At 49.2% G+C, this 11,629-nt stretch carries 11 protein-coding genes; 5 read left to right on the top strand and 6 right to left on the bottom strand.

The genetic code is table 11. The features are described from left to right. Positions 1–35: 35 nt before the first annotated feature. The 6 genes from TREPR_RS08510 to TREPR_RS08485 all read right to left on the bottom strand — a co-directional run bounded on the left by TREPR_RS08510 (position 36) and on the right by TREPR_RS08485 (position 5,205). A complete protein-coding gene (locus TREPR_RS08510; protein ID WP_015707892.1) occupies positions 36–935 on the bottom strand; it encodes a DUF4349 domain-containing protein in 900 nt (299 codons plus the stop codon). Then, positions 928–1,443, bottom strand: coding sequence for a methylated-DNA--[protein]-cysteine S-methyltransferase (locus tag TREPR_RS08505; RefSeq protein ID WP_015707891.1), 516 nt, complete (start codon positions 1,441–1,443; stop codon positions 928–930). The genes TREPR_RS08510 and TREPR_RS08505 overlap by 8 nt, the downstream gene beginning before the upstream one ends. Beyond that, positions 1,421–1,987, bottom strand: coding sequence for a bifunctional transcriptional activator/DNA repair enzyme AdaA (locus tag TREPR_RS08500; RefSeq protein ID WP_015707890.1), 567 nt, complete (start codon positions 1,985–1,987; stop codon positions 1,421–1,423). Before TREPR_RS08500 ends, TREPR_RS08505 begins: the two co-directional genes overlap by 23 nt. Beyond that, entirely contained in the window at positions 1,984–2,634 is a 651-nt protein-coding gene (locus TREPR_RS08495; RefSeq protein WP_015707889.1) for a DNA-3-methyladenine glycosylase family protein, read from the bottom strand. Before TREPR_RS08495 ends, TREPR_RS08500 begins: the two co-directional genes overlap by 4 nt. Before the next feature lie 245 nt (positions 2,635–2,879). Further along, a complete protein-coding gene (locus TREPR_RS08490; RefSeq protein WP_015707888.1) occupies positions 2,880–3,653 on the bottom strand; it encodes a P-II family nitrogen regulator in 774 nt (257 codons plus the stop codon). Continuing rightward, entirely contained in the window at positions 3,646–5,205 is a 1,560-nt protein-coding gene (locus tag TREPR_RS08485) for a DUF1538 domain-containing protein (RefSeq protein ID WP_015707887.1), read from the bottom strand. Before TREPR_RS08485 ends, TREPR_RS08490 begins: the two co-directional genes overlap by 8 nt. Positions 5,206–5,377: 172 nt before the next feature. Here TREPR_RS08485 and TREPR_RS08480 point away from each other — a divergent pair, with 172 nt between their 5' ends. The 5 genes from TREPR_RS08480 to rpoD are packed head-to-tail and all read left to right on the top strand — an operon-like array spanning position 5,378 to position 11,559. Beyond that, the gene (locus TREPR_RS08480) at positions 5,378–5,845 is read left to right on the top strand and encodes a YkgJ family cysteine cluster protein (protein ID WP_015707886.1); all 468 of its coding nucleotides are present in this window, start codon (positions 5,378–5,380) and stop codon (positions 5,843–5,845) included. Next, positions 5,845–6,786, top strand: coding sequence for an MBL fold metallo-hydrolase (locus tag TREPR_RS08475; RefSeq protein ID WP_015707885.1), 942 nt, complete (start codon positions 5,845–5,847; stop codon positions 6,784–6,786). Before TREPR_RS08480 ends, TREPR_RS08475 begins: the two co-directional genes overlap by 1 nt. A gap of 2 nt (positions 6,787–6,788) precedes the next feature. Continuing rightward, on the top strand, positions 6,789–7,889 hold the full coding sequence (gene mltG / locus TREPR_RS08470; protein ID WP_015707884.1) for an endolytic transglycosylase MltG: 1,101 nt from the start codon (positions 6,789–6,791) through the stop codon (positions 7,887–7,889). Beyond that, positions 7,889–9,793: a DNA primase gene (dnaG, locus tag TREPR_RS08465; protein WP_015707883.1), complete on the top strand. Its 1,905-nt coding sequence runs from the start codon at positions 7,889–7,891 to the stop codon at positions 9,791–9,793. Before mltG ends, dnaG begins: the two co-directional genes overlap by 1 nt. Next, positions 9,790–11,559 carry an RNA polymerase sigma factor RpoD gene (gene rpoD, locus TREPR_RS08460; protein ID WP_015707882.1) on the top strand — a complete coding sequence of 590 codons (1,770 nt, stop codon included), beginning with the start codon at positions 9,790–9,792 and terminating at the stop codon, positions 11,557–11,559. Before dnaG ends, rpoD begins: the two co-directional genes overlap by 4 nt. The last annotated feature ends 70 nt before the right edge of the window (positions 11,560–11,629 follow it).

The following is an 11,629-nucleotide window of genomic DNA, read 5'->3' as shown; positions in this document are numbered from 1 at the left end:
TGCCGGAAGGTACGGAGTTCAGTCTTCTTAACATCCTATTCCCTTGCCGCGCTCTCGCCGCTGTTCCGTTTTGCCGATCCGCTTCTGCCCGATGCCGCAAGCAGAAGTTTTTTTAACAGCCCTATTCTTCCAAAGAGGATCCAGAAAAGCAGGGTGAGGATCAGGATAGAGGGGATACCGTAGATCACAATCCCCATGAGAACCACCAGGACGGTGGAGGCAAATTCACTAAAGCCGCTAAAGAGTGCAAGAAAACGTTCCCCCAGGCCGGGGGCGGAATAGGAATTACTCACCGGACCGGTTATGCTAAGTTCCAGGGTAGCAAAATCCACCAGGTTCGCCAGGTAGCGGAGTTCCTTTCCGGTTCCATCAATTTCATCCTGTAGTTCCGCAATCCGGGACTCCACGGAGAGTATCTCCTCAATGTCTTTCGCCTTTCCCAGATAACTCTGAAACGTTTTAAGCAGTTCCCGTTTCGTCGCCAGCCTTCCCTCAAGGTCATAATAACGGAGGGTAACATCTTCTGCGTTTTCAGAACGGTGGAGCAGCCTTCCCAGGCCGCTCATCTCCGCAAGCAGCGAATCGTAGGATGCCGAGGGAAGGCGGATTGTGTAGTCCCGGAAATTTTCGTTGATATTGGTTGAAGAGGCATAGGCGCCGTATTTTTCCATTACCGCGGTGATTACCGCATCTGTCGCCGCAGGATCCTCAACTCTGAGGCGGATATCCGCCCGCTTTACCAGCTTTTGCCGTTCCGGAACGTTTCCTGTCCCGGCGCCGCTTTCACCGGAATCAGCCAGCGAAGCTTCCCTTTGATCCGCCGCCTGCACACTACTTTTAGCATAAGCAAATTCCCCACCCGGCGCACCGCCCCTGGCTGAACAGCCGCCTGAAAAAATTACCGCTACTAAAAAAATCAGCCCGAATTTACCCATGGCTTTTAACTCCTTGGTCAACATCTTCCAACTGTAAAAGTTTTTCTTTGATATCCACACCCCCCGCATACCCAGTGAGCCCCCCGTCTTTGCCAAGTATCCGATGGCATGGTATTAAAATAGAAATAGGGTTGCGGCCTACGGCGCTCCCGACTGCCCGTGCAGCAGTCCTTTTGCCATTGTTGAGGGATTCAAACTTCTTGGCAAGTTCTCCATAGGTACTGGTGTTCCCATAAGAAATAGTACACAAAATATTCCATATTGATTTTTGAAACATGGTACCTTTTGGCAGCAGGGGCGGCATAAAATCAGGCTCTTTGCCTGAAAAATAAATATCCAGCCATTTTTTTGCCTCCCCAAAAACCGGCAAGTGTTTTTCGCAGGTCTCTTTTTCAAGGGAACGGGCAAAATATTTTTGTCCCTCTATCCAGAGGCCGGAAATACTTTGCCCGTCACTTGCCAGGGTAAGTATTCCCACAGGGGAATTAAGCTTCTGAATGTATTCCATTATTCTGCTCCTTTCTATATTTTGCGGGCGATAAATTTGCAGCTTTTTTGAATGCAGTATAAAATGTTGACAAACTTGCAAATCCAATATTGTAGGAAATATCTATAATTGTATTATTGGTTGTTACTAATAGTTTTTTTGCTTCCTCTATTCTTAAATTGTCATAATATTTTTTTGGGGTAATGCCATAATATTCCTTAAATATATCTATCATGCGATGATAGCTTACGCCAATTTTTCCAATTTCTTTGGAAAGCTCTTTTTCCCGGTTAAAATAACTGTCCAGTAATACCTTTATTTTTTCAGCTATTTCTTTTATTGGATGATACTCAAGAAGATCCGGGCGGCAGCGTTTGCAGGGGCGGTATCCTGCCTGTTCAGCCTGTTTTACCGTAGCAAAATACGCCACGTTTTTTCCAAGAGGGACTTTTGATATGCATGAGGGCTTGCAAAATATTTTTGTCGTTTTTACGCCGTAAAAGAAAATGCCGTCATAGTGTGTATCATTTTCCAATACCGCTTTCCATCTTTCGTTATCGGTCATTTTACCACCTTTGTTTTTTTAGGGGCATAATCTTTCATCCCTTCAATTTTGCCTGCCGAAATTACCCAGAGATACAGGCTTGCAACCGTACCATAGGGACTGTACCTGCGCCTATATTTTTCAAACAGTTTTTTGTTTATGCTCCTGTGATGATATAATATCCGTAATCCTCTTTGAATTGCAAGATCGCTATAACTAAAAATATCCTGCCGTTGCAGGCAAAAAATCATTATCATTTCTGCCGTCCATTGGCCAATGCCCTTTAAATCGGACAATTCATCAATTATTTCACTGTCCGGTTTATCCTTAATAGTGTTTATGTCAAATTCCCCGTTTTTAACTTTACAGGAAAAACTCTTAATGCATTCCGCTTTTTTAAAGGTCATTCCAAACCGTTGTATTTCTTCAATATTCAGGCTGCAAATAGTATCATAGGTAATTATCCCCAGTTTATCAGCCATTCTTTCCCATATCGTCCTTTGTGCTGATGTCGATATTTGCTGACCAATGATATGGTGTATAATTGATGAAAACAGATCAGTATCAACAGCTCTTTCTATATGCCCAATTTTTTCAATGGCATTACCGAGTATTTTATCTCTGTTTTTCAGATACTCAATTTCAGCTTTGCCATATTGAAAGAACATGCCGTTTCACCTTCCAATACTAAAGATAGCATAGTCTTACAAAGAATTCTTCCTGTTTTTGAACATTCAATTTTTTTTAATGAAGAACCCCGCCGCAAACAGCGGGGTATCTTCGTTCCGAGCGGAATTTTATTGTATGAGGGGTACATACACACATCGTAAGCGCTGCCTCATTTAACCGCCCCAAGGCTCGCAACCGAAAGGTTGCAGAGGGTATGTACCCCTCGGACGGAATCAACAGTTCGCTAAATCTCGTTCAGGCTCATCACCTGATCCACTGGCAGGGAGAAGATGACCCCCCCGGCCTTGGAAGAGATGCCGAAGGCATTACTCACGGCTTGCATAATAGGCAGCTTTTTATCTTTATCCGCCAGGATAATAATAATTTCCTTTTCTTCCTGCACAGAAATCCCCAGGAATTTTTTCACTATCTGTTGGGAAAGCCCCCGAGCACTGAGAACAGTACCCCCCCGGGCTCCGGCTTTGCGGGCCGCGACCATAAACTCATCGCTGAAACCGTTGTTCAGGATCGAAAGGATAAGCTCATTCTTTATCGCAATGGGTCCTGAGACCGTAGTATCGTTATCTGCCATTTTTGGATTCTCCTTTGCTATTTGCGTTTTCTCGTTTTCTGCATCTGTTTCCGCTTCCAGAAACACTTTCATTAAGGGAGCATTAATGCCCGATAGAGGCACTGTAAAAGCGATGCCCGCGCCTGCACTTTTGCTGCCCATGGCATGACGAACAGTTTTTATGAGGGTCGGCGTTTCCAAAGCTTCTGCCACACAAAGAAGTACGGCCTTATCGGTTGCTCCTAAACCCAGGAGGTCAAGAATATCGGACTGAGCGGTCCCTTGCCCCTTAGTGAGAAATACCAGCGGACATGATCCCTCTTCAATCACATCTGAAACGGCCCGGGCCTTGTCCCAGTCAACAATCAAAAAGATCAATTTCAGCCTGAGGATGTTTCCGCCGGTCTGTAAATTCGAATTCTTCGGGTTTGTTTCTGTATTAGCCATAAGTGTATTCCTCCTCGAAGAGGATGACTTCCCCTGCGCCTGCGGTAACTCCGCCCAGGCCTTTTGCTTTTGCCGCCATTTTTATGCCGTAGACAAGCCCCAAAATCTGGATCACCACCAAGGGTGTCATGGCCACCATGGCCACAATGCCGAAGGCGTCCCGCATGGTATCCCCGCCGGAACCCGCGCAGGCCCCGATAGCGAAGGGCAGGAGGAAGGTCGAAGTCATGGGGCCCGAACACACGCCCCCGGAGTCAAAAGCAATACCGGTAAAAATTTTCGGCACAAAAAAGGTGAGGATCAGGGCGAATCCATAACCCGGTACCAGTATATACATAATGGGAATACCGAGCAGTATCCTTATCATAGTAATACCCAGGGCCAGGGCCATACCCACCGACAACCCGGTATTCATTGTTTTTTGGGTGACCGCCCCCTGGGATACCTCTTCAACCTGCTTGTTGAGCACGTGCACCGCCGGTTCCGCAGCTACGATGAAGTATCCGATGAGCATACTCAGGGGCACTAGTATCCACTTGAGTTCCGACTGACCGAGCTTGCTTCCGAAGAGGCTCCCTACCGGAATAAAGCCTACGTTCACCCCCGTAAGGAACACCACCAGGCCGATGAAGGTATACAAAAAGCCTATCACGATCCTGGCAAGCTGGTGTTTTTTGTAGCGTCGGGTGATGAGCTGGAAAACAACGAAGAACACCAAAATCGCGCCTAAAGCCATGGCGACTTCTTGTATGGTCTCCGGGAAATGCTCGACAAACTGCACCACCACATCCCGGTCCGTGTATTTGTCGATCAGGGCGATTGATTCATCGCTGGGTATCTGGGGGGTAACCTTGGTGATATGGTTGACCACCCCCAGGACCATCACCGAAATGATCGGGCCCACGCTGCACAGGGCCACAAAGCCGAAGCTGTCGTCCTTGGAGCTTTTATCGCCCCGCAGGGACGCCACGCCCAGACACATGGCCAGCATGAAGGGCACTGTGATAGGCCCGGTGGTAACCCCCCCGGCGTCAAAGGAAACCGGGATAAAAGCCCCATCCCCGGCGCTTTGCATATAAAACGCCAGGCCAAAGGTAACAATATAGAGGAACAGGAGCAAAAATCGCAGGGGAATACCAAAAAGGATACGCAGTACCGCAATTGAAAGGAAGAGCCCTACCCCTAAACCTACGGTAATGATCAGCACCCAGGGGTTGAGGGATTCCGCAAGCTGGAGGGCCAATACCATCAGATCAGGCTCCGCAATGGTTATAATAAGGCCCATGAGGAAACTGACCCCTACCGCCATAAACACGCTCTGCCCCTTGGTGAGCTGGGCGCCTATGCCTTCCCCCATGGGCATCATGGCCATGTCCGCCCCCAGGGTAAAGAAGCCCATGCCTATGATGAGCAGGGCCGCCCCCACCAGGAACATCACGATGATCCCCGCGGACATGGGAACGAGGATTATGCTCGCAATAAGCACAATCGCAGTAATGGGAAGCACTGAAGAAAACGCTTCTTTGATTTTTTCCTGTAAAATCTTATTCACGCATATACCTCTTCATCAAATTATTATATGGATTGGAGAAAAAAAAACAATGCAATAGCTTACATTATTACCTTTAAAATGTAAGGGTAGGGGAATTGCCCCCTGCCTCGGTCACTGCCCCAGTACAGGGACGTGACCTTGTCAATACATCGCTTTTTTGATATTCTAAGCCATGCCTGCTGTTTCTAAGCCGTTTTACGCTAATGGGCTTCTTTTTTCTTGCACCCGTTGTTCTGAATGTTGCAGGATTGACCCGGGTTTTGTGTTTTTACGGAAAAAAGATACGGAAATTCTGGTTTCCGCCTTAAAAATGAAATATACTGAGTTTGTAGAAACCTATTGTCGATGGGTGCCTGGTTTTGACGGGACAGAGCAGCTTTCCTTGAAGGAGAAGGCCAACTATGATTGCATTTTTTGGGACAGAGGGTGCTCTGTATATGAATCCCGTCCCCTGCAATGCAGAACCTTCCCTTTTTGGCCTTCTATGCTGGAATCCGCCAAATACTGGAAGTCCATGAGCTGCCCGGGTATGGGAAAAGGCGCTTTGCATACCCGGGGGGAGATTGAATTGTTCCTGGCTCAGCAGCGAGCAGAGCCGGTTATAGAAAGGATTGCTGTGAAAAAACCGGGGGAAATATAATGCGCATTCAATTTTGGGGTGTCCGCGGCTCTCTTCCTGCCCCCCAGCTGCCTTCTCAGATAAAAAGCAAAATTTCCGCCATAATGGAACGGATCAGCCCGGAGGATATCGCCAGCCCCGAAAGTCGGGAGCGTTTTTTGGCAGAGCTTCCACCCTGGCTTTTTGGAACCGTGGGTGGGAATACCCCCTGTGTGTCCCTAACAGCGGGTGATACCCGGAACCGCTTGGTTTTTGACTGTGGTTCCGGGCTTCGGGAACTGGGTAATGCCGTGGCAGGGGAACAGCCCAAACCGCTCCATTACGATATTTTGTTGTCTCACCTGCACTGGGATCACCTCCAGGGTTTGCCCTTTTTTGGGCCTGCCTATGATCCGGCTGTATCTTTGGATTTCTATTCGCCCATGAATAATCTGGAAAATGCCCTTAATGTGCAGATGAGTTCCCCTTATTTCCCGGTACACATGCAGGCTATGGGTTCCCGAAAGGATTTTCATCTTTTGGAAGGCCCTATAGAACTAGGGGATATGGCCATTTCGTATTTCAAGAACAACCATCCCGGAAATTCCTATTCCTTTCTGGTGAACGATGGAAAACACCGGTTTATCTATGCTACGGATACAGAACTTTCCCCGGCGGATTTCATAAAAAATGAACAAAATGCTGCCTTTTTTGAAAATGCTGATATGATTGTCCTGGATTCCCAATATACCCTGGGGGAGGCAATACAGAAGTATAACTGGGGTCACAGTGCCTTCAGTATGGGGGTTGATTTCGCCGCAAACTGGGGCATTAAGCATCTGGTCCTCTTTCATCATGACCCCACCTATGATGATCGAAAACTTTTCAATATACTCCAGTCTGCCCGCTGGTATACAGAACGGATGAATATTAAGGGGATCAAAATTTCCCTTGCCATGGAAGGTATGGAGATAATACTGTAGGCATGGTTGCGAAAAAAAAAGAAGGCAAGGGGAGGGGATCCCGTTCTTTCATTACGGTTATCTGTACCTTGCTGGGTACCGCTATTGTCCTGGTTGCCATCATAGCGGGTGTCTTTATTTACCTAAACGCTCCTCCCGGAGTTCCCCCAAAAATTACCGGTGATGATCCCGCCCTAAGGCTCGATGAAAATGGCGCCCTGCGTCTGGAGCTTCGTCCCGGCGAAAGTGTTCGTTCCGTGGGGCAGCGGCTGGAACAAACGGGGATTATAAAAAACCGGTACTTCTGGGAGATCCTTTCCCGTCTTGATAAGGAATACCTCAAGGCGGGGATATATATCCTTTCCCTGCCGGCCAGCCAGATTGAAATCCGCTCCCTCCTGGTTTCGGGCAAACAACTGCTTATCAGGGTTACCATCCCCGAAGGGGTTACCCTGATAAAAACTGCCCAAATTTTGGCCGAAGCTGGTATATGCAGGGAGGAGGAGTTCCTGGCCGCCGCTTCTGATACGGCAACCCTGGAAAGCTACCGGATACCCGGGGCCACCATGGAGGGTTACCTCTACCCGGACACCTACCTGTTCCCCGAGGGCTATCCTGCCGACCAGGTGGTTAAAACCATGGCGGATACCTTCTTCAAACGCCTGGCGGAAATCCAGAACGATGCCCCGGCATTATCCCCGACGGAACTGAACAAGCTGGTGATCCTGGCCTCCATTGTGGAGCGGGAATACCGGGTGGATGAAGAGGCCCCTTTAATGGCCGGGGTGTTCGACAACCGCCTGCGCATCGGTATGGCCCTCCAGTCCTGCGCCACCGTAGAATACGTGATTACCGAAATCCAGGGCCGTCCCCACCCGGAACGGCTCTTTGACCGGGATATAGAGATCCGGGATCCCTACAATACCTACATACACCCCGGCCTTCCCCCGGGACCTATCTCCGCTCCCGGTGCGGTAGCCCTGGACGCCGCCTTCCATCCCCAGGCCAGCAGCTACCTCTACTTCAGGCTGGTAAATCCCGATGAGGGACGGCATTACTTTTCCGAAACATTAGATGATCATATCCGGGCGGGGGTGCTCTACGTAAAGGCCAGGAAACGCTGATGCCCTACATTGCCGAGTCAACCATCCGGGAAGTTAACGATAAGCTGGATGCAGTGGCTGTTGTGGGAGATTATGTGCGGCTGGAGAAGCGGGGAGGGCGCTACTGGGGGCTCTGCCCCTTTCACAATGAGAAAACCCCTTCCTTCACCGTGGACCAGGACCGGAAAACCTATTACTGCTTTGGATGCGCAGCCGGGGGCGGAGTAATCAACTTCATGATGGAAATGGATAAACTTTCCTTCCCTGAGGCTATTGAAACCCTAGCCCGGCGTATGGGCATTGAGATTGTCTATGAGAATTCAGGGTCTGTGCAAAAGGATGATGGAAAAGCCGCCCGGCTTGAGGAGTTGGCCGAGCTGTACCGCCGGGTGGCGGTGAGTTTTAACCATTTTTTGTTAAAAAAACCTGAAGGCCAAGGGGCAAAGCAGTATATTATATCCAGGGGAATCAATACCGATATGATAGACTGCTTTCGCTTGGGATATGCCCCGGCGGACCGTTCCTGGCTGTATAAATTTTTATCCTCTAAAGGATATTCCGCAGAGTTCCTTGCTTCTTCCGGCTTGTTTTCAAAAAAAAACATCCGCAGTGCCTTCTTTTCGGACCGGCTCATGTTTCCTATCGCTGACCGCCGGGGAAAAACCGTGGCTTTTGGGGGACGTATCCTCTCGGATGGGGAGCCTAAATACCTCAATTCCGGGGAATCCGAGTCCTATAAGAAACGGGAAACCTTCTATGCCATTGATTTAGCCCTGCCGGCAATACGAAAAACCAAAGAAGCCTATATCGCCGAAGGCTATATGGATGTGATCGCCCTGCATCAGGCGGGGATTACCAATGCCGTGGCCCCCTTGGGGACCGCATTCACCGAAGATCAGGCCAAACTCCTCCGCCGCTGGGCTGAACGGGTCTACCTTATCTTCGATACCGACAATGCGGGGCAGGAAGCGGCCCTTAAGGCCATCATGACCTGCCGGAAAAACGGCCTGGAAAGCTTTGTGGTTACCATGGATAGTGGGAGCTTGCCCGCCGGAACCCCGGAAGCTTCCTCAGACTCAGAAGCGGCGCCTCCAAAAGGCCTTAAAGATCCGGCAGATATTTTGAAAAAATATGGTGCAGAGGCGTTGCAAAAAAGTGTAAAATGTTTTATAACTGATTTTGAATACCTTATAAAAAGAGGTAAGTCTCGTTTTGATCTTTCCGATTCCCTGGGGAAGTCCAAGGCAGCGGCTTTCCTTTTTCCCTATTTGAAAACCATGGATTCGGAAGTTTCCAGGGATTCTTTTATTGGGGAAATAGCAGATGCCATTGGAGTTGAACGCCAAGCAATTGCAGCGGATTTTCGTCGTTTTGATCTGGGGCAGCTTGTTTCCGGCCAGAATAGGCCAAGGATGGAAACCCGGGAAGCCGGTGAAACGGCGATTCGGCTGCTGAGTTTGAATGATGAGCTTTTTTTGCTCACCGCAGTTTCGGTAAACCGTGACTTGTATAGTACTTTACGTTCAGCCCTTACTATTGAAGATTTTGAAGATCCCGCCGCCCGGGAGTTTTTTATTGCCCTGGAGGAATGGTTCAGGAACGATATGCCCGGAACGGAGGATCTCCTGGCCCGTATACAAAATGGGGCATTACGAAATTTTGTTATTCAGCAGGGGGCTTCCCGGGCATTTTCTGTGGAAGATCCGGGTAAACTGGTAAATGATGGAATTAGGAAGGTAAAGGTTAAAAGGCTGGAGCGCAGGCTGGCCAAAATTGTAACAGAGCTGCGGATCGCGGAAAATGAGAAGACCCGGGAAGGTGTCTCAAGCGTCCAAGGGCGCGGGGATACCCTTGTTGAGGATCTGCTCGTGGAAAAAGTGCATCTTGATGCCGAATTACGCCGACTTAAGGAAGCTAAGGAATGACAGAATTACGCACGCCCGATAAGGCTACGCCGGAAATGGCGCTTGATCCTGCTGTTGTAAAGTTAATTGAGTACGCGAAGGAAAAGAAAACCCTTTCCTATGATGAACTTTCCGATTTTTTACCGGAAGATATCGTAAATTCCGAAAAAATTGAACAGGTTCTCATTCTCCTGGATGCAAATAATGTCCAGCTCGTGGACGAAGAGATCCTTAGTGAGGATGAAGCGGAGTCTGAGACCCGGAAAACCCAGGAAGTGGAAAAGAAACGCCTGGTATACAACGAAAAAGAATCCTCTGTGGATGATCCTATCCGGCTGTACCTCCGGGAAATCGGCAAGGAAAACCTCCTTATCGCTGAACAGGAAGTGGAACTGTCCAAGCAGATGGAAAACGGGGAAAACATCATCAAAGGGGTCATCAGAAAATCCGGGATGATCATCCCAGAATTTTACCATATAGCCCAGCGGGCTTTTTCCAAGAAGGATCCCCGGGAACTGAGCTTAACCAAAAAAGAAGCCACCGAATACCTCACCGAGCGCCGCCGGCTCAACCAGTTTTACAAGGAAACCCTCAGAATTATCGGGGGGGACCTGAAAAATTACATCGAAATTAAGCGGCGGATCATCACCCGTGGGGGCGATATCTATGATGATAAGGATCTTAGTGGGATTCGGGCAAAAATCCTGGAGGTAATCGAATCTGCGGAGATACACCCTGAAGAAATAGCCGGTTTCTCGGATAAGTTTGTTCAGGCTTCCAAAAAGATAAAACGCTATAAAAAAGAGCAGGAACGTATAGAAAAGCGGCTCCGGGTTGGTTCCCTCAAGGAACTGCGTGCCCTGGGCCGGGGGCTCACCATAAAAGAAGAGCGGGAACGGCTGGAATCCGGCCTGGGCCTGAGCTCCGATGAGATCAAGGAACTGATTCGCCACATCCAGGTAACGGAGAAAAAACTCCGCCAGATGGAGTCGGAATTCGAAGAGTCCATCGAGAACATCAACCTGATGGCCAAGGAGATAAACCGCGGCAGGGTGATGATGAAAAACGCCAAGGACCGGCTCATCAAGGCAAACCTGCGGCTGGTGGTTTCCATTGCCAAAAAGTACACTAATCGGGGCCTCCATTTCTTTGATCTGGTCCAAGAAGGGAACATAGGGCTTATTAAAGCGGTGGAGAAATTTGAGTATCGCAAGGGTTATAAATTCTCTACCTACGCCACCTGGTGGATACGCCAGGCCATTACCCGGTCCATCTCCGACCAGGCCCGGACCATCCGGGTACCGGTACATATGATCGAACAGATCAACAAGGTGGTCCGGGAATCCCGGCAGCTCATGCAGGTTCTGGGCCGGGAGCCTTCGGACGAAGAAATCGCCGAACGCCTGGGCTGGACCGCCCTGCGGGTAAAATCAGTTAAGAACGTTGCCCGGGAACCCATCAGCCTGGAAACCCCCATCGGAGAAGAAGAGGATTCGCTTCTTGGGGATTTCATTGAAGACAAGGATGTGGAAAACCCTGCGAACCAGACCGCTTTTACCCTGCTCCAGGAACAGCTTTCCGGGGTACTTTCTACTCTGCCGACCCGGGAACAGGAAGTCCTAAAAATGCGTTTCGGTTTGGACGATGGCTATTCACTCACCCTGGAAGAGGTAGGACTCTACTTTAATGTCACCCGGGAACGAATACGCCAGATAGAAGCTAAGGCCCTGCGGCGGCTCCGGCATCCCAGGCGGAGCCGGAAACTGAAGGATTATTTGGATCATTGAGAGTTTTACCCGTAGGGTAAAACTCTCTTGGAGAAATGAGCTTTGCTCATTTCTCCACAAAGGAAAGGGA

It is taken from the genome of Treponema primitia ZAS-2 (assembly GCF_000214375.1).
Classification (GTDB): domain Bacteria; phylum Spirochaetota; class Spirochaetia; order Treponematales; family Breznakiellaceae; genus Termitinema; species Termitinema primitia.
Note: the sequence above shows the minus strand (reverse complement) of the source record. Positions and strands in the feature narration are given on the sequence as shown.